This is a genomic window from Paenibacillus sp. J22FR5, from assembly GCF_059691975.1.
In genome coordinates, this window is sequence record NZ_JCAUAN010000048.1 from 1 (window position 1) to 23,398 (window position 23,398).

The 23,398-nt window shown below is 45.8% G+C and carries 18 protein-coding genes, 3 tRNA genes, 1 rRNA gene and 1 pseudogene; 19 read left to right on the forward strand and 4 right to left on the reverse strand.

The genetic code is table 11. The features are described 5' to 3' along the window. The 4 genes from AC58P7_RS31785 to AC58P7_RS31800 all read left to right on the forward strand — a co-directional run. Nucleotides 1–110, forward strand: a 23S ribosomal RNA gene (locus tag AC58P7_RS31785); the annotation flags it as partial. A 129-nt stretch (nt 111–239) separates the two neighbouring features. Then, nucleotides 240–312, forward strand: a tRNA-His gene (locus AC58P7_RS31790). A 16-nt stretch (nt 313–328) separates the two neighbouring features. Then, a tRNA-Gln gene (locus AC58P7_RS31795) sits at nt 329–400 on the forward strand. Between the two features lie 14 nt (nt 401–414). Beyond that, nucleotides 415–496: transfer RNA gene (locus AC58P7_RS31800), tRNA-Leu, on the forward strand. Nucleotides 497–587: 91 nt separating this feature from the next. Here AC58P7_RS31800 and AC58P7_RS31805 read toward each other — a convergent pair. Beyond that, on the reverse strand, nt 588–1,214 hold the full coding sequence (locus AC58P7_RS31805; protein ID WP_497350105.1) for a site-specific integrase: 627 nt from the start codon (nt 1,212–1,214) through the stop codon (nt 588–590). A 14-nt stretch (nt 1,215–1,228) separates the two neighbouring features. Next, nucleotides 1,229–1,438 (reverse strand): hypothetical protein, encoded by a 210-nt coding sequence (locus AC58P7_RS31810; RefSeq protein WP_497350106.1) that lies wholly within the window; start codon nt 1,436–1,438, stop codon nt 1,229–1,231. Between AC58P7_RS31810 and AC58P7_RS31815 the strand changes: the two are divergent. The 5 genes and pseudogenes from AC58P7_RS31815 to AC58P7_RS31835 form a co-directional block, all read left to right on the forward strand. After that, nucleotides 1,434–1,753: pseudogene (locus AC58P7_RS31815) on the forward strand (transposase); the annotation flags it as partial. The gene AC58P7_RS31810 and the pseudogene AC58P7_RS31815 sit on opposite strands and share 5 nt — an antisense overlap. A gap of 257 nt (nt 1,754–2,010) precedes the next feature. Continuing rightward, a complete protein-coding gene (locus tag AC58P7_RS31820) occupies nt 2,011–3,600 on the forward strand; it encodes a spore germination protein (protein ID WP_497350107.1) in 1,590 nt (529 codons plus the stop codon). After that, the gene (locus tag AC58P7_RS31825) at nt 3,597–4,772 is read left to right on the forward strand and encodes a Ger(x)C family spore germination protein (protein WP_497350108.1); all 1,176 of its coding nucleotides are present in this window, start codon (nt 3,597–3,599) and stop codon (nt 4,770–4,772) included. Before AC58P7_RS31820 ends, AC58P7_RS31825 begins: the two co-directional genes overlap by 4 nt. 50 nt (nt 4,773–4,822) lie before the next feature. After that, entirely contained in the window at nt 4,823–5,050 is a 228-nt protein-coding gene (locus tag AC58P7_RS31830; RefSeq protein ID WP_497350109.1) for a hypothetical protein, read from the forward strand. A gap of 34 nt (nt 5,051–5,084) precedes the next feature. Continuing rightward, nucleotides 5,085–6,194: a GerAB/ArcD/ProY family transporter gene (locus tag AC58P7_RS31835; protein WP_497350110.1), complete on the forward strand. Its 1,110-nt coding sequence runs from the start codon at nt 5,085–5,087 to the stop codon at nt 6,192–6,194. A gap of 12 nt (nt 6,195–6,206) precedes the next feature. Here the strand turns inward: AC58P7_RS31835 and AC58P7_RS31840 are convergent, their stop codons facing one another. Both AC58P7_RS31840 and AC58P7_RS31845 read right to left on the reverse strand, forming a co-directional pair. Further along, entirely contained in the window at nt 6,207–7,682 is a 1,476-nt protein-coding gene (locus AC58P7_RS31840) for a GMC oxidoreductase (RefSeq protein WP_497350111.1), read from the reverse strand. Nucleotides 7,683–7,717: 35 nt separating this feature from the next. Then, nucleotides 7,718–9,349 carry a GMC oxidoreductase gene (locus AC58P7_RS31845; protein WP_497350112.1) on the reverse strand — a complete coding sequence of 544 codons (1,632 nt, stop codon included), beginning with the start codon at nt 9,347–9,349 and terminating at the stop codon, nt 7,718–7,720. 325 nt (nt 9,350–9,674) lie between these two features. Between AC58P7_RS31845 and AC58P7_RS31850 the strand changes: the two genes are divergently transcribed. From AC58P7_RS31850 to AC58P7_RS31895, 10 genes are all read left to right on the forward strand, one after another. Further along, entirely contained in the window at nt 9,675–11,462 is a 1,788-nt protein-coding gene (locus AC58P7_RS31850) for a sensor histidine kinase (RefSeq protein WP_497350113.1), read from the forward strand. Further along, nucleotides 11,455–12,960: a response regulator gene (locus AC58P7_RS31855; protein WP_497350114.1), complete on the forward strand. Its 1,506-nt coding sequence runs from the start codon at nt 11,455–11,457 to the stop codon at nt 12,958–12,960. The genes AC58P7_RS31850 and AC58P7_RS31855 overlap by 8 nt, the downstream gene beginning before the upstream one ends. A gap of 141 nt (nt 12,961–13,101) precedes the next feature. Further along, nucleotides 13,102–14,451 (forward strand): ABC transporter substrate-binding protein, encoded by a 1,350-nt coding sequence (locus tag AC58P7_RS31860; RefSeq protein ID WP_497350115.1) that lies wholly within the window; start codon nt 13,102–13,104, stop codon nt 14,449–14,451. Nucleotides 14,452–14,533: 82 nt separating this feature from the next. After that, nucleotides 14,534–15,400 carry a carbohydrate ABC transporter permease gene (locus AC58P7_RS31865; RefSeq protein WP_497350116.1) on the forward strand — a complete coding sequence of 289 codons (867 nt, stop codon included), beginning with the start codon at nt 14,534–14,536 and terminating at the stop codon, nt 15,398–15,400. Further along, the gene (locus AC58P7_RS31870; protein ID WP_497350117.1) at nt 15,397–16,227 is read left to right on the forward strand and encodes a carbohydrate ABC transporter permease; all 831 of its coding nucleotides are present in this window, start codon (nt 15,397–15,399) and stop codon (nt 16,225–16,227) included. The genes AC58P7_RS31865 and AC58P7_RS31870 overlap by 4 nt, the downstream gene beginning before the upstream one ends. Nucleotides 16,228–16,256: 29 nt before the next feature. Then, a complete protein-coding gene (locus AC58P7_RS31875) occupies nt 16,257–19,154 on the forward strand; it encodes a family 78 glycoside hydrolase catalytic domain (protein WP_497350118.1) in 2,898 nt (965 codons plus the stop codon). A gap of 36 nt (nt 19,155–19,190) precedes the next feature. After that, nucleotides 19,191–20,735: an alpha-L-rhamnosidase-related protein gene (locus AC58P7_RS31880; protein WP_497350119.1), complete on the forward strand. Its 1,545-nt coding sequence runs from the start codon at nt 19,191–19,193 to the stop codon at nt 20,733–20,735. Nucleotides 20,736–20,983: 248 nt separating this feature from the next. Then, nucleotides 20,984–21,295, forward strand: coding sequence for a hypothetical protein (locus AC58P7_RS31885; RefSeq protein ID WP_497350120.1), 312 nt, complete (start codon nt 20,984–20,986; stop codon nt 21,293–21,295). 205 nt (nt 21,296–21,500) lie between these two features. After that, a complete protein-coding gene (locus tag AC58P7_RS31890) occupies nt 21,501–22,451 on the forward strand; it encodes a carbohydrate ABC transporter permease (protein WP_497350121.1) in 951 nt (316 codons plus the stop codon). Beyond that, nucleotides 22,448–23,296, forward strand: coding sequence for a carbohydrate ABC transporter permease (locus AC58P7_RS31895; protein ID WP_497350122.1), 849 nt, complete (start codon nt 22,448–22,450; stop codon nt 23,294–23,296). Before AC58P7_RS31890 ends, AC58P7_RS31895 begins: the two co-directional genes overlap by 4 nt. The last annotated feature ends 102 nt before the right edge of the window (nt 23,297–23,398 follow it).

Below are 23,398 nucleotides of genomic sequence, written 5' to 3' on the forward strand. Positions count from 1 at the left end.
GATTTCCCAGTATGTAAGACCCCTTGTAGACGACGAGGTTGATAGGTTCGAGGTGGAAGTGCGGCAACGTATGCAGCTGACGAATACTAATCGGTCGAGGGCTTAACCAAACAATCCCAAACAAGTGAAGATAAGCTTTGCAGCGAATTCCGCATCCTTGATTGGGGCCCAGAAAACCTAAGCATTTCAACTTTACGCAAGTTTCGTATCTAGTTTTCAGGGAATACATCCCTACTGTGGCGATCGTGGCGAAGGGGTTAACGCACCGGTTTGTGGATCCGGCATTCGTGGGTTCAAGTCCCATCGGTCGCCCTTTTCCCTTATTCAATGGGGATTAGCCAAGCGGTAAGGCAACGGACTTTGACTCCGTCATGCCTAGGTTCAAATCCTAGATCCCCAGTATACTTCTCTTAAGCGGTCGTGGTGGAACGGCAGACACACCATCTTGAGGGGGTGGCGCTCACAAGGCGTGAGGGTTCAAATCCCTCCGACCGCATCCCAGCTTTACAAGCACGAAACCCTTTATTTATAAGGGTTTTTTCTGTTTTATAACAGATGGAATGATTACGGTAGTACAGAGTGGAAATTCATACTTGTTGACGAACTGTTGACGAAAAATTTCGGGGATTAAATTTTTCTAGTTTATCCGCGGCTGCTCGACTAACTGACTGGGCGACGTGGGCATATAGGTCTGCTGTTGTTTGATGCTTAGAGTGACCCAACCGTTCCTGGATCGCTTTCATCGAGACATCATTTTCAATCAATATTGTCGCCGCGCTGTGCCTTAGGTCATGAAGTCGAATAAATTTTAAGTTATGTCGTTCTGTGAACTTTTTCCACCAATGTGTAGGCGATGAATGGTACAAGGGTTTGCCGAAACCTACTTGGAACACATATTGATGTTCTTGTCCTTCCCAAAGTTCACCTGCTTTCAATTTATCAACCTTCCAATTATGATAGAAGCCCTTCATTTCTTGCATGAACCATTCCGGCACAGTAACTGTTCGTTTAGATGCTTTGCTTTTAGGAGCCTTAACAAAAGATTGACCACCTACAGTTAGTGAAATACTTTTGTTTATGGATATAGTGCATTTTTCGTAATCCACATCGCTCCATTCCAAACCAATCAGCTCGCCTCGTCGAAATCCTCCAAGTATGGCTCCGATAGCTGTGTATTTACTGCGCCATTCATCCATAAATGCACTTAGCGTCATTTCCTTGGTGCAATTTACTCCCCTGTTTCAATCTCTGTTTGAAAATCTGCAAGGATCTTACGCGTCTCACGAATGCCGTCAGCCTTGATCGTCTTGGTACGCTTGGTCCGCTCACCAGTAGGGGCATACCCTGCTTCAACAACGAGTAGAAATGAGTTGTTACCACGTCTTGGTACGCTTGCCATTAGATCTATTCCTCCGTAAATTTGTTCCTGGGCCGACATTACCTACCTCCCTTATGGCCGCTCAGAGATGGCTTATTTGTCGACCATATTAGATGCCTCAACAGGAGGAATTCTCTCCTATAACCTATCCAATCGCCTCACACTGGACATTGCTACTGACACGATTAACGCACTTGTAAAGCAAAGACGACTGAAGCTGCACAAGGATACATTTATCCATTCGGATCAAGGGAGTCCTTACACGAGTCCCAAGTACCAAGAACTTTTAAAGCAAAAGGGTTTAGGTCAATCCATGTCCAGACGCGGAATTGCTGGGACAATGCTCGGGAAGTTACTTTCCCCAGCCAGTTAAGGCGGTAGAGATACCGAAGAAGAATGGCGGGGTAAGGATATTGGGGATTCCAACTGTCTCAGATTGTATCGCGCAAATGACAGTTAAGCTGATCTTTGAGCCGTTGCTGCTGCTTATCATAGGGAAAATCCGGCAGAAGAAAAATACATGCTGATCGACTGTAGGTTATACGGAATTCTCACTGTTGTATGACAATACCTATTATTGGTTATTATAACTTTAGTTTCCGAATACGACTGGAAGAAGGAGGGGAGTCTGAATGGATTTGTTCAAAATGTTCAGGAGACACCGGACAGCCCTTTCATCCGCTCAGGAAATATCCCTGGATGCAGTAATATCTTCGAACGTGAATGCACCGATTATGCCGAGCTTGTATGATAACAGACAACGGGTGGAACAAATCTTCGCGAACTGTAAAGACATCATTTTCATACCATGGCACTATGGGCCTAATCTCCAATATGAGGCGATGGCTATTTATTGTATAACATTGGTTCAAGATAAAAAGGAAAATTATTTTAAAACCGTCATGCAGGATCTGGTTACTCATCAAATAGGGCCAGCCACAGATATCAAACCAATCGATGTGATCAACTTTTTCGAGAATCATGGGGCTTCCGACGAAACCGCACATGCAATCGGAGATTTGGACATAGCGGTTGAAGATATATTAGAAGGAAACGTTGTTGTCTTCTTCGACCAGTGGGACAAAGCGCTGAGCTTCAGAGCGATAACGCTTCAAGAGAGACAAGTGACGGAGAACTTGATTGAGCCAGTTGTGAGAGGTCCGCACGAGAGCACGGTAGAAAATCTAAGGAAAAATATTGGTCTGATACGGATTCGCTTGAAAACGTCTGAATTTAAACTTGAACTACTCAAATCCGGAGGGAAATCGAATTCTGAGGTCGCTTACGCTTATTTAGAAGGAGCTGTAAATCCGGAAACGTTGGCGGAGTTTCAAGAGCGGATTTCACAAGTTAAAGAAATGGAAATATTGGAAAGTTCCTATATCGAAGAACTGCTTGAAGACTCGATATATTCGCCGTTACCGCAATTCCGGGTTACGGAACGTCCGGATGTAGCGGCTGCTGCCCTCCTGGACGGTAAGATTATTGTAATGGTTTCCGGTAGCCCGTCGATTCTTATTTGTCCCGGTCTTTTCATTGAGTTTCTGCTTTCTCCCGAAGATTATTACAATAGAACACTTATTTCGTCCTTTGTCCGGTTGATTAGGTTCGCCGCTTTTTTCATAACACTGACGCTTCCAAGCATTTATATCGGCTTAACCACCTTTAATCCCGAGTTGATTCCAACCGTGCTGCTGCTAGCGATACTCAATACGCGCGAAGGTATTCCTTTCCCAGCCTTTATAGAGGCGCTGATCATGACCTTTTTCTTCGAAATTCTGACCGAAGCGGGGGTACGATTGCCTCGCCCCGTCGGCTCTGCCGTGAGTATTGTAGGGGCGCTGGTTATCGGCGAAGCGGCCATCAATGCCGGAATCGCTTCTCCGATCATGGTCGTCGTGGTGGCCCTTACAGGGATCGCCAAATTCTCGCTTCCGCAATATAATCTCGGCAATGCCGTTCGAATCTTGCGTATTCCATTGATGTTCCTTTCCGCTTCATTGGGGGGATTCGGATTCATGATCGGGTTTCTGTTGCTTTTGCTGCATATGATGAGTTTGCGCTCGTTGGGACAGTCCTACCTGGCTCCTTTGGGGCCGCTTCGCCCACGCCAATTGCATGATGTGTTTGTCCGGGCGCCGCTGACTTCTCTTCTTCGCTCACCGCGAAACAAGCATCAGCATAGCGGCATGCAGCAAACAAGAAAGAAGGATGAATGGTGAGGACGTTCGGCGTCGCGGCTTTAAATTTTGTTCTCCTTGCCCTCTTAACTGGCTGCTGGAATAGAATGGAGCTGGATACATATGCTTTTGTTCAGGGAGTTGCGATCGATCAGGCGGAGGATGGAGAAAACATTGAACTGACCATCCAATTCTATAAGCCTGTCTCAGGAGGGGGCAAATCCAAAGGCAGTGGACCATCAGGTGAAAGCTTAATCAATATTAAAACAAGAGGCGAGACCGTGTTTGAAGCGATCCGTGATATGACCATTCATTTCGGCCGAAAAGCGCAGTGGAGCCATATGCGAGTCCTAATCATCGGGGAAGACATTGCCAAAAAACGGAATATCGCAGAAATCCTCGATTTTTTTGCAAGGGATAATGAACCTCGAGCGACAGTCAGCGTCATGATTGGCAAAAATAAGGCGGATCTTTATTTGACAGATACGAAGCCGTTGATTGAATCGACCGTAGGTCAGCAATTACGGGAGTCAGAAAGAATGGCTTACCAGTATACAGGAAAATCCACAAAAACCTCTTTTTTGGATCTGATGCTGGATTTGAAAAGCGAAACGGGCGTCGCCACCGTGCCGTTCGTCTACTTTGACCCAAAGAATGTGCCGCGCTCCTCTCCCGTTACCCGACTGGCGTTGTTGAAGGATGGGAAGATGGTTGATACGGTTGCATCCAAAGATATCGAAAGCCTGGTGTTACTGATAGACAAATATAAACAAGGTATTATCGAAGTGGCTTGTCCGGATCAGAGCAAAAAAAAAATAAAGAAAATAGAAGCCGTAGAAGTGGAGGCGGCCAAAACAAAACTGGACATAAAGATCAAGGATGATTCGGCTGCCGTCCATGTATCGACCCATATAAGAGGCTATGCCGGCGAACTTATCTGCACGTCTCTGCGAACCTCGGAAGATGTAATGAAGTTTAACGAAAGAGTCAAAAAGTCAGTCGAGCAGGATTTAAAAAGCGCGCTAGCTTATATTCAGAAAGAAAAATTAGATGTGTTTGGAATCGGAAATCGGATATACCGCCAGGACCCCGCATTATGGAAACGTTGGAAGCCGGATTGGGAAGAGCGGTTTTCCAATATACCTTTTACAATTGAGGTTGAGGTGAACATTATTAATACCGGTGCGAACCTCGGTTTACCGGTTGCCAAATAGTCCCGACTTACGATGCGGTTGAAAGGGAGAAAAGTATGGTCCAGAAAATCATGATTTCGCTTGTGGTATACTTCGTCATTTTTGCCTATGACAGGCCGAATCTAAAGCTTGCTAGCGGCAGGGAGCGGTTAGTTTATCTTATGTTGATGACTGCTGCTCTATATCCATGTCTTATTTATGTGCTGGATCTACGCTGGTCGAATCTGGACGAATGGGTTCATTTCTTCTTGAAAGATCCGGCGAAACGAATTGTAGAATCGGTTAAACTTTCATTTTAACGATCAATGTTCAATAAGGAGGAGGGGGTTTCCTATGATGAAAAAGCGGATTACGGTTAGTTCTCGGCAAATGGCAACGTTGTTTCTCTCCTTTCTGACAGGTTCGGCGATCGTAAATATACCAGCGCCTTTGACTGGCGCGGCAAAAAATGCCGCTTGGATTTCTTTATGGATGGCGAACGGATGCGGGATGCTCTTGTTGTTCTGTGTTCTTTATCTGCACCGGAAATATCCGGATCTAACGCTCATCCAGTACAGTCGGCAGGCCATTGGAAGGCTGCTGACCGTTATTATCGCCATTCCATTCTTTTCGGTGTCCATCATGATGCTGGCTCTTATCGTGGGGGACATCGGCGGATTTTTCAAAAGTACAATGATGAGGGAAACGCCCACCTATGTCTTCCACCTACTAATACTTTTCACTGCAGCCATGACCGTTCGTTCAGGTATTGAGGTCATGGCAAGGATGTTTACGTTACTGCTTATCACGATATTTTTCTTCAGCGTCGCCGTTTTACTTTTAACGATTCCTAGTTACCATGTGGAGTTTCTTAGACCCTTATTTCCGGATGGTTTCAAACCGGTTTTACACGGCGCATATATGGCATGGGGATTTCCTTATGCGGAACTGGTTCTGTTCACGATGGTTCTTCCGTTTGTTCGAAAGGACCAGGAACCTTTGGGGAAGTTTATGTTTTTAGCGCTTCTGATCAGCGGGATTTCGCTAACCTTAGTCATTGTGTGTACAATCATGGTGCTGGGGGCCACAGCTGGGAATATCAAATTCTCCTTATTTACGATTGCACGATTGATTGAACTCGCGGAGGTGATTGAACGAATCGAATCTGTGATTGGCTTGGCCTTGATCGCTGGCTCATATATGAAAGCAACGATTGTGCTGTTTGCCATCAATTTGGGACTTTCCCAATTATTTGGGCTGCGGAATGAACGGATCCTGATTTTTCCAATAGCGAATCTGGTGCTGCTGCTCTCGATGAGTATGTTTCGGAACGAATTAGAATTCATGGAACATGTAGGCATCGTTTGGCCTTTATTTATAACGGTTGCAGGCGTTATTCCCATCCTTGTGCTGACGATTGTAACCGCGTTTAAGAGTCGGCTGAACGAGGTGCCAAGAAATTAGCTGACTGCTCGCCTAATATTGCGAAAGGATATAATCCGCTGTGCGAATCGCCAAAGCAACGGTTGTCAATGTCGGGTTTGCTGCTCCGGTTAGCGGCAATACACTGTTATCAGCCACATAGAGACCGGGTACGCCGTGGATTTGCCCATACTGGTTTGTTGCTGAGGTGGCGGGATCATCGCCCATTCGGCACGTTCCCGCCTCATGATTGTCTAGACCGGGAGGTAGGAGACTAGGGTTCTCGTAAAAATCCAGCCCCATTGCTCCGGCGGCACTTCGAATAGAAGCCGTCAGCTTGCGGATAACGGCTTTATCTTGAGACCTGTACGAAAATTGAACTTTTAATAAAGGTACTCCGAATGAATCATGTCTGGTAGGGTCGAGGCTGACATGGTTTTCAAATCGCGGTTCGATGGTTGCCAAACCGAAAAACCCGAGTCTCAGTTCGTCAAGAAGTTTTCTTTCTTCGAAATGGTACCACCAGTAGTCTATAGGATCGGTCCCTAAAGTGAAGATCATATATTTCCGATCAGCCGTACTTGGAACCATGATAGCGGCATTTCCTAACACTTCGGGAAATTGATTGCGCTTTATTTTTGCCGCCGCTATGACTGTGGGTTGGTTCACCAAATATCTGCCAATGGCTTCTCCGGGAATATTGGAGTTCAGTAGAATACGCGGCGTTTCAAAGGTACTGGCGGAAAGGATTACCGTCTTCGCTCTGATGGTCCAGGTTTTACTGTCGGAAGTAACCACCTTTACGCCTGCGGCTCTGCCTCTCTCGGTGAGAACCTGTACAGCCCGCGTATTTACAGCTAGATCAAAGGGCTTCATATTGAGCGCATAAGCCATAAATATAATGGAACTAAAAAAGACATTCGAATGGAGCTGACCGTATCGGGTAACTTCAAGGTCAACGGCCATAGGAAGATCAGTGGCATCCGGAAATCCGCCGAAACGAAGGCGATGGAGAAGTTTTTCCTGAAGGGCAGATCCCTTTGCGTATGCACCGGTTACATTCATGATCTGCTCAGCGGTAAGGTAATAGGGAACCAGTTCTTGATAGGAAATTGGCCAAGATTTGAATTCTTCCGGCAGCACGCGGGGACACATTAAATACCAGTGAAGGGTTCTCCCTCCTAAAGCTCTAAATATTCTAGCCCCCGGATAATCCGGCCATAATTCCCCGATTGGTTCGGCATAGCGGGGACTTTCAATAAATTGAGTAAACCGCGTTTGATCGAAAGTAGGCAAATTATGAGCATGGGTCGGTAGTATCAGATCCCCGGCCTCGATCATCCCAATCCGCATGCCGTTATTTCTCGATTGTTCGATTAATCGCCAGAGAGCGGCCCCGCCTCCCGCGCCGCTCCCGACAATGAGCACATCATAATGGGTTTGCGCCATTTTCTCGATCGGAGTCAGGGGAATCCACGGTACCTTCGCAGGCTGTGATTGATAGGTACGAGCATCGCTGTTTTCGGTCAATTTAATTGCCCTCCCTTCAGACAAAAATAGATGATCTATTTCATTTGTTCGACGATATGATCTGCCGTACGAATGGCAAGAGCTGTCATTGTCAGCGTCGGATTGGACGGAGAAGTAAGATTCAATACACTCATATCGGCTAGGTAAAGACCAGCAATGCCATGCACTTGACCAAAGCGGTCGGTGACGGAGGTAGACGGATTGTCACCCATTCGGCATGTTCCCGCCTCGTGGTTGTCTGCACCGGGCTTTTGCAGTTGAAGTGGGCCGTCCAGCGATAATCCAGCTGCAGAGGTGAAGGCTGACAGGGAAGCGTACATTTCGCGAAGAAGTGCCTGATCCTTATCACTGAAGGAAAACTGTACGTTAAGAGTAGGTACGCCGTAAGCATCCCGATGAATCGGATCAAGGCTGACGGAATTGTCGGGCCGCGGTTCCACGATTCCGTAAGCGTGTACTTCCAAGGCCTCTTTTGTCAGAAGAGGTTTTTCAATAAAGTCGTACCAATAATCGTTGAAGATCTGAAGCTGATAATTTCGTTCGGCTGTACCCGGAACGAAGACGGTGGCGACGCCAAATACTTCTGGGAATAAATCCCGGTTAACGGTTCCGAACCCATGGTAAACAGGATGGAATGCCACATATTTCCCGATCGCTTCGCCCGGGATATTGGAATTAAGCAGAAGGCGCGGGGTTTCCCAGGTGCTAGCGGAAACGACGATTGTCTTAGCAGTCAACGTATACGTTTTTTTATCTGGGGTCATGACTTTGACGCCTACAGCTTTTCCTTGTTCCGTTATAATTTGCACGGCGCGCGTATTTACGGCTAGATCGAATTTTCGGATATTTAAGGCGTATGCAAGAAAATCAATGGAACTGAAATAAACATTTGAATGGACCTGCCCGTATTTCGTACCTTCTAGATCAGTAGCCAATGGCACATCTGTTGCCTCCGGAAAACCGCCCTTAAGAAGGCGTTCGATAAGTATTTCCTGCAGAGCGGAACCTTTGGTATAGCTGGTGGTCACATTCATTATTTTTTCTGCGATCAGATAATAGGGAGCAAGATCCTTATAGGTGATTGGCCATGTTCTGAACGCAGCAGGATCAAAACGGGGGGACCAGCCGTACCATATCAGGGTTCTTCCGCCTAAGCCTCTGACGATTTTCGCGCTTCGAAAATCCGGCCATCTTTCTCCGATACGATCCGAAACCCGATCCAAGTATTCTAGTGCGCGCTGTTCGTCAAATGTGGGTATATGAAACGCATGGGTCGGCAATAACAGATCTCCGGCCTCGATCATCCCAATCCGCTTGCCGTTTTGCCCCCATTGTTCGCATAGTCTCCAAAGAGCAGCTCCGCCACCAGCCCCGCTGCCAATGATAAGCACATCATAATCGGTCTTCGCCATTTGCTCGATTGAAGTTAGTGGAATCCATTGATCCAAAGGGGGGGCTGTAGTTCCGAGGGGGCGCGAAACAACGTCATCTTTGATCTTCCGCACATGTAACAGCGGGGCGGGCAGTTTTACTTGCACATCCGCAACTATTTTCAAGTCGATGCCGGGAATATGTGGATTGAGTGATACGAGGGATTCTATTTCACAATAATATCTGTCGGCAATTTTCCTCAGAGTATCCCCATGATCAGTGACATATATATGCAATGGCATCACATCCCTTTATCCATATGATTTCAATATGAGTATATGAGCTGAAACCATGCAATATTATGAATTCAATTTCATAACTAGATTTGGTACAAAGCAACCCTCTTGGAAGAGGTTGTTGAGACGATAACAAGCCATGCGTATAACTACTGCATGGCTTGTTGTCATTCGATGTAAGGAGTCTTTATTCTCTTTCCCAAAAAAAACGGACACTCACCCAAAAAATAAGCACATTATGTAATTAGGGTTGATCTAGCTATAATACCCTTATAGTCTTCAGGCTAGATCAGGATACCTACGACAAGGATGGGGGAGGCACAAAATGAAAAAAAGGCTGCGGTTTCTCATTTCCAAATTTCGTTTACAACGGCTTAGAAGTCGGTTTCTACTTGCTATGATCATCATCTCTTTGCCTCCACTTTTCATCTTAGGATATATTTCTTTCGATATTGCCAAGAACACATTGATGGAAACGAATGCCCAAACTTATGAAAATCATTTGGAAACATCCAGTGAAGTGGCGGATTTATTATTTCGCAGCATCATTAATATGAATCGTTCGATTGTGGTGAACAATGAGGTGCGGGAGGTTTTGTCCAATAGCAACGTTGCTCAGAGTACGGAACCTAAATCTGCGGATTCCACTGAATCGACCAGTGAATGGACCTCCAATAAGCTGCAAAAAGCGATTAACAACAATCAATTTGACACCAAATATGTAAACTCTATCTGTGTTTTTAATTTGGAATTCAAGACCTTCTGCGCGGGACGCTCTGATGATGCAGGGGTGTATGAGAAGCCGGATAAGATCAAACTCATTCAACAAACCGATTGGTATCAGAGTGCTTTACAGGATCAGGGGAAGGTTGTGTTTCTAGGCTATGATATACTCGATAATTCGAAAAATTCCTTTTCCACGGTTAAATTATTTCGGGATGCGACAAGTCCGAGCGGGCAGGCGATTGGACTGTTAGTCGTGAATATATCAACGGATATTTTTACGAATATTTTCAATGAAAACAGCAATGCCGGCGGTTTCATGGCGCTGGATAATTCCCCTGACAGAAGTAAAATCGTGTTTAATAACGGGCTAACCGACAATTCCGTTCTCAAAGAAGGGGACAACGTATCACTTATTCACCAATTGGAGCAAAAGGGTTATCTCATCAGCCAATACCAGAACCAAACGACGGATTGGACATTTATACATCTGATTAAAGTGAATGAACTGCTCAAGCAATCGAATCAAATTCGCACAATCACAACACTTATCGCTGTTTCTATGGGCGTTATTGCCCTGCTGTATTCCATTTTTATATCCGGCAGTATTACCCGTCCGCTTCTACAGATCAAAAAAATGATGGTGGATTGGACGAAGGGAGCTCGCGAATTCGAAGAGACGTTCGAACAGGACGAGGTAGGAACGATTGGTGAAACCTTCAAACGCGTTGTTTCTGAAAATAAAGAGTTAAATGAACGGCTGATTCATTCCCAATTAAAGGAGCGAGAGGCGGAGCTTCGAGCGCTGCAGGCGCAAATTAAGCCGCATTTTTTATATAACACATTAGACTCGATCTATTGGATGGCGACTTTGCAAAAGAATCATGATGTTGCGCAGATGGCGATTTCCCTATCGGAAAGCTTTAAATTGAGCCTGAACAAAGGTAAGGATACCATCTCCGTTTATAAAGAATTAAAGCATATTGAGCATTATATGACGATCCAGAATATTCGCTATCATAATCGGTTTCAATATGTGGAAGAGGTCGAGCCTGCCTTAATGGGTATGGAGATTATGAAACTGCTGCTCCAACCTCTTGTTGAGAATGCCATTTATCATGGTTTAGAACCCAAGGTGGGAGAAGGTACGATTCGACTTACAGGCAAAAGGGAAGATGGGTTTCTTGTTTTTACAGTGGAAGATAACGGGGTAGGGATAGCCGATTTGGCTGCGACCGAACAAGGATATGGTTTGAAAAATGTGCGTGAACGATTGACCCTGTGTTATGGGACGACCAGTTCGTTAACGATTTCGAGTGTAGTTAATCAAGGCACTCAGATCCAAATTCGCTTTCAACTATTTGGTGAAAAGAGGGATGCAAATGCTTAAGGCCGCGGTGTTCGACGATGAATATATTGTGCTTCAAGGCCTTCGTGAAATGATAGACTGGTCAAGCTTTGGCATCGAGCTCATCGGCACGGCTGACAACGGCCTGTCTGCACTCGATGTATTCCGAGAGCATCGTCCCCAGCTTATTTTTACCGATATTCGGATGCCGGGCATGGATGGACTCCAGCTGATTGAAGAGATTATGCGGGAAGCGCCGGAGACGCTGTGTATCGTATTTAGCGGGTTCAACGAGTTTGAATATGTGAAACGAGCCATCAATCTCGGAGTCGCTGATTATTTAGAGAAGCCAATTACGATCCCAACGATCGAGAAAGCGATCCGCAAGGTGATGGATAAGATCAGCCAGCAGCAAGAAGTGCAAGAGCTTAAGACGAAAGTAAGCAGCAGCCATCGCGAGCTTCTGGAGAAAGCGACATTGGATTTACTATTTATCGGCGCAGAAGCTGAAGAGAAGTGGCGAGAAATTTATGGCGCAGGGGCGGAGACCCTCGTTGGAGTGACCGTTCTGGCGTCGGAATCAGATCGGCTGCAAATGCCAGAGCATACAGACTATACGGCGATTCCGCTGCGCCATGGCCAAGAGAGATTACTTGTATGCGTGCATGAACAGCAGCCAACCCCTGAGTTCTGGGGACAGCTGCAATTGGAGTATGAGCAAGCTGACATCTCCGTTGGGAGCGGTCGGACTTATGCGGAGCTAAAGGATGCCGCACACAGCTATAAAGAAGCGCTTCGTGCGCTGCGATCCGCTCATTTTTTGGGGGAGAAAGGGATCGTACGTTTTGAGGATTTAGGTGATTTGATTACCCGGCCGGAAGGTTTAAGCGAACGCGAGGAAGCCATTATTTTGAGTTTGCGTTCAGGTAATAAGGCGGGCATGCTCGAGCAGATTGATCGATTCATTGCTTGGATCCAAATGGAAAAGCTGGATAGCGAAGTGGCTGAGCATGAGATGCTTAAGCTTCTTTATTTGGCGCTAGAGGAAGCGAAAAAGTCAGCTGGGGACAAAGCCAGTCACATTCCTGAAGCGTACCGGCCCCATGTGGAATTTCGTGAAATGGCAGCAAGAGGGAAGATGACGGAATGGTTTCGTAGTCAATTTGACATGATTGTTGGCAGTACGATGGATGCTCGTGAGCACTCCAGGCATGCATCCGTCACACGGGCGCGCAATTATATGGAGCAAAACTATACGCGCGATGTGACGCTGCAGGAAGTAGCAGAGCATGTTGGCATGAATCCTACGTATTTCAGCGTGTTATTTAAGGAGGAAGTGGGCGAATCGTATATTAAATATGTGACCCGCATTCGCATGGAGCTTGCCAAGACGCTGCTTACCCGCGGCTTGAAAGTGAATGATGTGAGTGAGAAAGTTGGGTATCATACGTATAGGCACTTCTCTGAAGTATTTAAAAAATACACCGGATGTACACCTGGGCAATATAAAGATCAGTTATCGAACCCCGCGGGAATCTAAAAAATACGGACACCAATCAGAAGAATGACGCACTGCCTGTGGTTAGGAAAAGCGATTAAGATAAAAGCACGGGGAAAACGAACTCGTGTAGTGCATAGGAATCGATTCATCCTAACCAAGATGACTAAGGGGGATTTGAAGATGAGTAAAAAGACAACAAAATGGGTTGCGGCGATGTCCACTTCGGTATTATTGGCTGGTGTGGTAGCAGGCTGTGGAACGACATCCACATCATCCGGAGATACGAAAGGGCAAGCGGCAGACACCGGTACCAAAAAAACGGATGAGAAAGTAACCATCTCACTTTTAATCGATAATACACAGGATTCAGTCAATATTGCGAAAGGGATTGTCGCGGCATTCGAAAAGAAATATCCGAACATTCATGTTGAACAAGAAACACGCCCAGGCGGCGGAGAAGGCGATAACATCGTCAAAACCCGTCTAGCGACTGGGGATATGACCGACGTGTTCTTCTATAACAGTGGATCACTTATGCAAGCGCTTAATCCAGAACAAAATTTACTTGACCTTACAAATGAACCTTTTCAAGCCAATGTGATTGATTCCTTTAAACCGACTGTCTCTTCTAAAGGGAAAGTCTATGCGGGACCGATTGGTTCGACGATGGCCGGCGGTTGGTTCTACAACAAAAAGATTTATGCTGACCTGGGTCTCTCCGTGCCAAAAACATGGGCTGAATTGATGGCTAACAGTGAGAAAATTAAAGCAGCTGGCATCACGCCTGTCATCGGTTCTTATAAAGACGATTGGACGTCACAACTCGTCGTATTAGCGGATTATTACAATGTGCAAGCCGCCAATCCGAAGTTTGCGGATGATTATACAGCGAATAAAGCGAAATATGCGACGGATGCAGCGGCACTGAAAAGCTTTGAAAAGCTGGAGGAAATTGCGAAAAAAGGATACATGAACAAAGATTTCTTAGCAACAACGTATGATGCGGGCTTGAAAATGCTCGCGGAGGGCAAAGGTGCTCAATATCCGATGCTATCCTTTGCAACACCAGCGCTCCAACAGAATTTCCCTGATAAAATGAAGGATATCGGCTTCTTTGCGCAGCCAGGGGATAGTGCGGCTACGAATGGTTTGACGGTGTGGATGCCAAGCGGTGCATACATTTACAAGGCCACTAAGCATGCGGAGCAAGCGAAAAAATTCGTTGAATTCATCGCTTCCATGGATGGTGTTGCCGCTCAATCGGCTGCTTCCATGCCATCAGGTCCCTATGCGATTAAAGGTTCAAAGCTGCCGGATAACGTTGCACAAGCTGTGAAAGATATGACGCCATATTTTGACGGTAACAAAACAGCACCAGCTTTGGAATTCGTTTCACCAATTAAAGGCTCCAGCTTGCCGCAAATTACAACTGAAGTCGGCGCAGCCATCAAAACGGCCAAACAAGGTGCTGAGGTCTATGATAAAGATGTTGAAAAACAAGCCAAGCAATTAGGATTGCAAGGTTGGTAATAGCTAAAGATTAATCAGAAGGAGTCGGCGATGCAAAGTTCATGCAGGACCGGCTCTTTTCTTAAACTTAGGGGTGATCTCGGTGGCCAAGGTGTTCAAACGTACGTACTCATATGCTTTTCTTATTCCTGCAGCCATTATCTACTTATTGATTTTCATCTTTCCGACGATTATGTCTTTTTTCTTCAGTTTAACAAGATGGAATTTAACGAGCTGGACGTTTATCGGTTTGGATAACTTCAAAATGTTCTTTCAAGAAGCTTCGCTCCTGATCGGATTTAAGAATACCCTCATCTATGCGGTAGTTACTTGCGTGTTAAAGGTTGTTTTGGGCTTGTTGCTAGGCGTATTTCTAACTTCAAAAATAAGAGCCAAGGGTTATCTGCGGTCTGTCATATTTTTTCCTACCTTGCTTAGTACCATTGCAGTCGGAATCACATTCAGCATGATGATGCATCCAACACAAGGATTAATCAATACGGCATTAGCAGTAATCGGCATTGTTGGACCGGACTGGTTAGGCGATACACGCATAGCGCTGTTGTCTGTTGCGCTTGTGGATGTTTGGAAAGGCGTAGGCTTCGCTACGGTTATCTATATCGCAGGAATCCTCTCTATTCCTCAAGAGTATTATGAAGCACTGGAGATGGATGGCGGAGGCGCATTCCGTAAGTTCTGGAATATTATTCTCCCGTTAAGCCGTCCGGCAACGAATTCTGTTATTATTTTATCGTTTATCGGTGGCTTGCGCTCCTTCGACCTCGTTTGGGCGATGACCAAAGGAGGGCCTGGATTTACGACCGATCTTATCGCGTCCATTATCTATAAGCAGTACCAAGGCGGCTATTATGGTCTGGCTACAGCAGGAAACGTGATCTTATTTATTGTGGTAACGGCGTTAGCTCTTCCGCTGTATTCCTACCTGAACAGAAAAGAGGCGGAACTATGAGCAGAAAAATAAAAGGCTTAGGCATTGAAGTCATTGCCATTCTTCTGACCATTGTTATCTTTTGGATTCCTTTCTACTTTGTCGTTGTCAATGCGCTCAAGGACAAGAAAGAATCTTCCCTATTAAACTTAGCTTGGCCTACAACGATCCATCTTTGGGACAACCTGAAAGAAGTGATCACCGCCCGAGATTACATGCTATTGCGGGCCTTTTATAACAGCACCTTGCTGACAGTCATATCGATTACCGTGTTGATTCTTGTCTGTGCGATGGCAGGCTTTGTGATGCAGCGTAGAAGCGATCGTGCGACGCCATGGCTCAATTTCCTTGTCCTATCTGGATTAATTATACCGCCAGCCATCGTGCCGACGATCTGGGTCTTGAATGGTCTTGGTTTGTTCAAAACGCTGCCAGGTCTCGTTCTGGTTGAGGTTGCACTCGGATTTCCTTTCGGGGTCTTGCTGTACAAGGGGTTTATGTCAGGCATTCCGCGTGAAGTAGATGAAGCTGCTGTGGTGGATGGTTGCAGTGGATTTGGACTGTTCTACAAAATCATTCTACCGCTTCTAAAGCCCGTAACGGCAACGATTATTGTCACGTCATCTGTGGGGATTTTTAACGACTTTACGAACCCTCTGTATTTCTTTCCGGGAGCCAAGAATGCGACAGTGCAGCTAACCCTGTATAACTTCCAAAGCCAGTTTGTCACGCAATGGAATTTGCTGTTTATGAATATTTTACTGATCACCTTACCGCCACTAGTCTTATTCATTTTCTTTAACAAAAAAATTGTAGCCGGTATGACAGCAGGTTCGGTTAAAGGCTAATCATAGGATCGCTGATGAGGAGGATTACAATGGGGAATTTACAGGTTACAGCGTTGAAATGTGAATATAGAACGAATCCGCTTGGCATTGGAGCGAGACACCCACAGCTAAGCTGGCAAATTGAATCCGATCGCCGCGGCACGTTGCAGCGAGGGTATCAGATCATCGTGACTAGCGAAGAGGATGATTTTACAAACCCGGTATGGGATACAGGGTATACGGCATCCGATCAGTCGATTCAAATTGCTTATGGGGGACAGGCGCTGAAATCAAGAACTCGTTATCTCTATAAAGTTAAAGTCTGGGATAACTTTGGTCGTGAGTCCACGTGGAGTGAAATCTCTTGGTGGGAGATGGGCTTGTTAGATCAAAGGGAATGGACAGCCGATTGGATCACGCCTAATGAAAGTGATATAGATCCGCAGTCCGAGCCTGCATTTCTGCTTCGCAAGCAATTTGAGGTGGGGGGAGACGTCCAGTCTGCACGTATATATGCGTCGGCTGCAGGCGTCTATGAGCTGTATGTGAATGGAATTCGTGTTTCCGACGAGCTGCTGGCACCAGGCTGGACGAGTTATCCAACTCGGTTGCAGGTTCAAACCTATGATGTAACAGATCTTCTTCACCATGACGGAAATGGGATCGGTATCCTACTTGGGGATGGTTGGTACAAAAGCGGAATGGGCTTTGAAAATAAAAACTTTAAATACGGTGAACGCCGGGCTGCGCTCGCACAGCTACATATTCAATATAAAGACGGTACGGAAGCAGTTGTAGCTACAGATACCACCTGGAAGGCTTCTACGGGAGCTATTCAATATTCGACAATCTACCATGGTGAAACGTATGATGCGCGTTTAGAGCAAGCAGGCTGGAGCTCGGTGAATTTCCGAGATGACGAGTGGAGCTCCACACAGATTTGTCCAGATGTAAGCCTTGATGTGCTAGTGCCTCAAGAAAACGCACCGACACGTGTAACGGAAACGATACGTCCTATCGCTTATTTCGTAACGCCTGCCGGCGATCATGTGCTGGATATGGGACAAAATATGGTAGGCCGCATGCGCTTTACTGTAAATGCCCCTGCGGGTACGCGAATTGAGCTTAAGCATGCTGAAGTCTTGGATAAAGACGGCAATATTTATTTCGGCAACCTGCGTCCAGCGAAGCAGGTCGTGACTTATATTGCCAAAGGCAATGGTCCTGAAAGCTATGCACCTTATTTCAGCTTCATGGGCTTTCGCTATGTGAAGGTTGAAGGCTTTCCCGGCCAAGTGAACGGTCTGCCGCTGGATGCTTTTGTCGGTGAGGTCATGCATACCGATATGGAGCCGACAGGTGAGTTCGAATGCTCGGATGCTAGAGTGAATCAGTTGCAAAGCAACATTCGCTGGGGCCAACGAGGCAATTTCCTGGACGTACCGACGGATTGTCCACAGCGTGACGAACGGTTAGGGTGGACGGGGGATGCTCAGGTTTTCATCAGCACGGCACTATTTAATTACCAAGGCGGACCCTTCTTCACGAAATGGCTGCATGATATGAAAGCAGAACAAAAGCCGAATGGCGGCATCCCTTTTGTTGTACCGGACGTTGTAGGCGGAGAGAATTCAGCTGCATGGGGAGACGCTGCGGTCATCTGTCCGTGGACGGTTTATCAATATTATGGAGACAAGCGTCTGCTTGCTGAACAATATGAAAGTATGAAAGGGTGGATTTCCTATATCCGCTCCCAAGGCGAGCAGGAATATTTATGGAACACCGGCTTCCATTTTGGCGATTGGCTTGCGTTGGACGCCAAGGAAAACAGCTACATCGGTGCGACACCTGTTGCTCTGATTGCAACGGCTTATTATGCGTATTCGACACGTATTGTTCGGGATGCCGCAAGAGCTCTTGGACATGAGGAAGAGGCACTTGCTTTCGATGAGCTTTACAATGGCGTTATTCAAGCTTTCCGTGATGAGTTTATGACGAAAAATGGGCGCGTCGCTGCCCCAACGCAAACTGCGCATATCCTTGCGCTCGTCTTCGATCTCGTCGATGACGAGGTACGTGCAAGAGTAGCGAAGGATCTCAATGAATTGATTCTGGATAATGATTATCATTTATCAACAGGCTTCGTGGGCACACCTTACTTGTGCTTCGCGCTTTCGAATAACGGCTATCACGAAACAGCGGTTAAGCTGCTGCTGCAAGAAAGCTATCCGGGGTGGCTGTATTCCGTTTCCAAGGGAGCGACGACCATCTGGGAGCATTGGGACAGCATTAAATCGGACGGCTCTTTCTGGAGCGATGATATGAACTCTTTTAACCACTACGCTTATGGAGCTATCGGAGACTGGATGTACCGAAAAATAGCCGGTTTGGATATGGACGTTACTGTACCAGCCTTCAAGCGCATTCATATCGAGCCGATGTTTGGGATGAATCGTCTCTCTTATGCCAAAGCCGCGCATACCTCCCTATATGGACGAATCGAATCCGGCTGGCAGGTGGATCAGGGGCAAATTCAAATGAGTGTGCGTGTTCCAGCCAATACAACCGCAGAAGTCATTCTTACAGGAGCTGTGGTTGGCAGCGTGAAAGAAGGAGGACTTTCCCTCGACACCTCGATCCCTGGCATTCAAGGCATAAGTGAAGTCGAACAAGGTGTATACGTCCTTTTAGGATCTGGAGACTATACGTTCAACTATACGAATCACGAATTATTCCGCGTTACATTTAATGAACATTCGAGAATCAATGATGTGCTGGATCATGAAGCGGCAACGGTGATTTTCAAGAAGCATATGTCAGCCTTATTCGAGGGTCCCTTTCTTAATTTCGTTCGAAAATCGACGATTAAGCAGTTGGGGGAGAACACGATGACGGGTATTACGAAGCAACAAATTGATGAGCTACTTGAAGAATTGGTTCTCATATAAGGCATCCAGCCGCACAGATAGGAGTGTTGAAGTGTTATGGGAACTCATCAAAAGTTCGTGGAATTGGCGGAGAAGCTTACCCCTAATTTGCACGAGTCTACCGTTTTGCCTAAATCAGTGATTGAAGTGGTCGCTGATACGGAAGCTTTTCAAGGGTGGAGGACACAAGAAACGGGTAGTATCGCAGAATTACAAACAAAATCCTTCGGGAAGGATGACAGCTTCATCCTGGATTTTGGCGATCATCAGGTTGGTTATATCTCCCTTGCGATCAAGTCTGTAGGTAGTCCTCAAGATGCCCCGCTTGGGCTGAAGCTAATCTTTGGCGAGATGCCTTGTGAGGTGGCGGAACCTTTTGACAGCTATGAGGGCTGGTTGAGCAAATCCTGGCTGCAGGAAGAGACGATCTATATTGATGTTCTTCCTACAGTCCTAAAGCTGCCTCGTCGATATTGCTTCCGGTATGTGAAGATGATGATTATCGATACATCCCGTAAGTATACGGTTTCTTTTACCGATATTCATTGCAGAGCTGTTACCTCTGCTGATGTGAGAGAGCTAACGCCGCTTCCCGATAATGTTCCGGCAGATTTACAAGTGATCGATGCCATTAGCATCAAAACGCTTCAGGACTGCATGCAAACGGTGTTTGAAGACGGACCGAAGCGGGATCGCAGGCTGTGGATTGGGGACTTAAGGCTCCAAGCGTTGGCGAATTATCAGACCTTCCATCATCATGATCTGGTGAAGCGCTGCTTATATTTGTTTGGCGGCATGACACTCGATGACGGTGCAGTTGGGGCCTGTGTTTTTGAAAAGCCCAATCCATTAGTCGATGATACGAGGCTTTATGATTATTCGCTTTTCTTCGTAGCGACGTTATACGATTATTATGAGGCATCTCAGGATAAGGAAGCATTGGTTGAACTATGGCCTGTTGCCCTTGAACAAATCGAGATCGCCTTAGGGCGGCTGGATGAATACGGATTAGTTCGTGATGATGATACCTGGTGGTGTTTCACGGATTGGCATCCGGAGCTGAATAAGCAAGCATCCGCGCAAGCGATTCTGTTGTATTGTCTCAAAAGAGGTCTTGGACTGGCGAAAGAGCTGGAAAGAGAGCAAGAGGCAGCTTTCATTTCTGAACAAATCGGTCGTGTGACAAGTAGCGCACTTCACCATTTATGGGATGCGAAAACAAGCCTCTTTGTAAGTGGAGTAAACAAGCAGGTTTCATGGGCATCGCAGGTGTGGATGGCATTGGCAGGCGTGTTGAACGAGGAGGAAAATGGAGAATTGATGGATCGGCTATTCGAGTCCCCGCCAGAAATCGGAATGACAACGCCGTATATGTACCATCATTTAATAGAAGCTTTATTTGAGAGCGGCAGACCCGAGAAAGCCTTGGAGCAAATTAGAGCTTATTGGGGCGAAATGGTCAAAGACGGAGCGGATTGCTTCTGGGAAATCTACAACCCTAACGATAAAAAGCTATCGCCTTACGGCAGCAATTTGATTAATAGCTATTGTCATGCATGGAGCTGCACGCCTACGTACTTTATTCGTAAGTATTTGCTATAACGGGAGGCGCAAGCATGGGCACGGTTATAGGTCGAAGAAACATCCTCGTAGGGACAACTTAGCCAATAATTAAGAACAACCACTCATTTATGTGAGTGGTTGTTCTATTTTTCTTTTACATGAATGATCTCTGCAACGTGGCGAAGATCGAGAATCACACTTTTTGACACGGATGGAAGAACCTGTTGTAATAAGTATGAACTCTTTATGATGAACGAGAACATCCCCCATAAACAAAGGAGCACCCTATGGATCCGAAAGTCAAACAAGCCTTAGATAGTACACTTCACAACTGGCAGGCGATGACCACTTATCAAAGCGATGAGAAGGAAGCTGTGGCTGATCAATTTCAATCTTCGTTCTATGTATTCATCGAGACGGTCCGCGATTGGGTACTCCGTCAAGATGCCCTGCCTCTATCACTGGATGCTATGCTTGAAGTCGAGATGATCCAAGAGATTTTCGACCTGCTTCCTGCTCCATTGCATTTGAATTTTGAGACCGAAATAGAATTAATTATAGATCGTGTAGAACGTGTTGATGAAGATAACTATGATTGATGACAGCAAAAATCCTGAGATTCCTTACAAATGCACGTAATAAAACTAAATGGACGACAGGGCGGGGATCATTCCTTGCCCTGTTTTTTGCTGCAAATACACCTAATCATTTTCTGAGTATTTTGAAAGAAAGAGGAGATTACTCTTATAGTAAAGGTGCTCATTTCTCTTTATACTTAGCTAAAACCATAACGAGGTGACCTGAATGGAAGCAACGATTACATCCTCTAAATCTTCTTTATCTAAACGTTGGTTCGCTAAACTGAAACGTTGGGAGTCACCCCTCACAGGATATTTATTTATTTCTCCTTGGTTGATTGGCTTCCTGACATTAAGTCTTTATCCCATGATTCTCTCCTTGTATTATTCGTTCACAAATTACTCTTTGTTGGATGAGCCGAGTTGGGTAGGACTCCGAAATTATGAGAAAATCTTTACGGTAGATACGAGATTCTATCAGTCCGTTAAGGTTACTTCTCTCTATGTTCTCGGTTCTGTACCACTGCGACTAGTTGCCGCTTTACTGGTTGCCATCTTGTTGGCCAAAAGCATAAAGGGCATGTCGATTTACCGCACTATGATTTATTTTCCATCCCTAATCGGAGGGAGTATCGCCGTAGCTCTCTTGTGGAAAAACATTTTTGGTAAGGAAGGATATATCAATCAAATTCTTAGTCTGTTTGGCATCCAAGGAACAGGGTGGATAACAGATCCTGATACAGCCCTGGGGACATTGGTCTTGCTTGTGGTCTGGCAATTCGGTTCAGCAATGGTTATTTTTTTGGCGGGTTTGAAGCAAATACCACAAGACCTCTACGAAGCTTCGTCCGTCGATGGGGCGAGTAAAATGAGGCAATTCTTTAGAATCACATTACCGATGCTTTCACCGACGATCTACTTTAACATCGTAATGGGTATCATTGGCGCCTTTCAAATGTTCACACCGGCTATGATCATTACACAAGGAGGCCCAATGAATTCTACATATGTATACGCTCTCTATTTGTACGATCGTGCGTTCGGTCAACTTCAAATGGGATATGCCTCAGGTCTTGCCTGGATCATGCTGTTGATCATTGCCGGCTCAACCTCTGCTATTTTTGTAACGTCAAAGTATTGGGTATTCTATGAATCGGAAAAGGGGGGAGAGAAATGACAAGCTTCTTCGGGCGGAAACATGTGTTTACGCATGGACTCCTTGCTATAATGAGCGTAGTTATGATTTATCCCGTCATTTGGTGGATCGGGGCTTCATTAAAATCAAACCAGGAATTAAGCTTGCCCGGCTTATTTCCGGCAAAACCGGTTTGGAGCAATTTCTCCAAAGGCTGGCATGCGATACCGGGGCATTCCTTCACTGATTTTTATATCAATAACCTGCAGCTCGAAGCTGGAATTCTGGTAACGACAGTGTTTTCCTGCAGTCTAGTTGCATTTGGTTTTGCTCGTCTTACATTTCCCCTGCGAAATTTCTGGTTCTCGATTTTAATGCTGACCCTGATGCTGCCGGCCCAAGTTACGATTATTCCACAGTATGCGTTGTTCCATCGCCTTGGCTGGGTCAACACCTATTTACCTTTTATTGTCCCGCATTCTTTGGCAGGGGGCGCCGGTGGGAGCTTCTTCGTTTTCTTACTCGTACAATTTATTCGGGGAATTCCCCGAGAGCTGGATGAATCAGCTAAAATTGACGGATGCAGCTGGTTTGCCATCTATTGGAGAATTGTGCTGCCACTCACGAAACCTGCTCTATTAACGGTCCTTATCTACTGCTTCCTTTGGAATTGGGATGACTTCTTCGGTCATTTGCTCTATATCAATTCTGTTGATAAATACACAGTCGGACTAGCATTAAGAATGCTGAATGACTCGCAGTCTGCTCAACAGTGGGGACAACTATTAGCAATGGGACTCATTTCAGTGATTCCTTCCGCAATCATCTTTTTCATGGCTCAAAAGCATTTTGTCGAAGGGATTGCCACAACAGGGATTAAGGGATAACACCGATCTGAGTAGTATATTGAAATAAATAGGTGGATTCTATCATAGGCATGCATACGTCATACTCTTATGATTAGAAATGAAATTATCATACAATCTATC

Coding starts and splice junctions, on each gene's coding strand:
- AC58P7_RS31875 (WP_497350118.1), top strand. CDS start 16,257: ATGGGGAATTTACAGGTTACAGCGTTGAAATGTGAATATAGAACGAAT.
- AC58P7_RS31890 (WP_497350121.1), top strand. CDS start 21,501: ATGGAAGCAACGATTACATCCTCTAAATCTTCTTTATCTAAACGTTGG.
- AC58P7_RS31805 (WP_497350105.1), bottom strand. CDS start 1,214: ATGACGCTAAGTGCATTTATGGATGAATGGCGCAGTAAATACACAGCT.
- AC58P7_RS31810 (WP_497350106.1), bottom strand. CDS start 1,438: ATGTCGGCCCAGGAACAAATTTACGGAGGAATAGATCTAATGGCAAGC.
- AC58P7_RS31880 (WP_497350119.1), top strand. CDS start 19,191: ATGGGAACTCATCAAAAGTTCGTGGAATTGGCGGAGAAGCTTACCCCT.
- AC58P7_RS31820 (WP_497350107.1), top strand. CDS start 2,011: ATGGATTTGTTCAAAATGTTCAGGAGACACCGGACAGCCCTTTCATCC.
- AC58P7_RS31860 (WP_497350115.1), top strand. CDS start 13,102: ATGAGTAAAAAGACAACAAAATGGGTTGCGGCGATGTCCACTTCGGTA.
- AC58P7_RS31835 (WP_497350110.1), top strand. CDS start 5,085: ATGATGAAAAAGCGGATTACGGTTAGTTCTCGGCAAATGGCAACGTTG.
- AC58P7_RS31855 (WP_497350114.1), top strand. CDS start 11,455: ATGCTTAAGGCCGCGGTGTTCGACGATGAATATATTGTGCTTCAAGGC.
- AC58P7_RS31850 (WP_497350113.1), top strand. CDS start 9,675: ATGAAAAAAAGGCTGCGGTTTCTCATTTCCAAATTTCGTTTACAACGG.
- AC58P7_RS31895 (WP_497350122.1), top strand. CDS start 22,448: ATGACAAGCTTCTTCGGGCGGAAACATGTGTTTACGCATGGACTCCTT.
- AC58P7_RS31885 (WP_497350120.1), top strand. CDS start 20,984: ATGGATCCGAAAGTCAAACAAGCCTTAGATAGTACACTTCACAACTGG.
- AC58P7_RS31830 (WP_497350109.1), top strand. CDS start 4,823: ATGATTTCGCTTGTGGTATACTTCGTCATTTTTGCCTATGACAGGCCG.
- AC58P7_RS31870 (WP_497350117.1), top strand. CDS start 15,397: ATGAGCAGAAAAATAAAAGGCTTAGGCATTGAAGTCATTGCCATTCTT.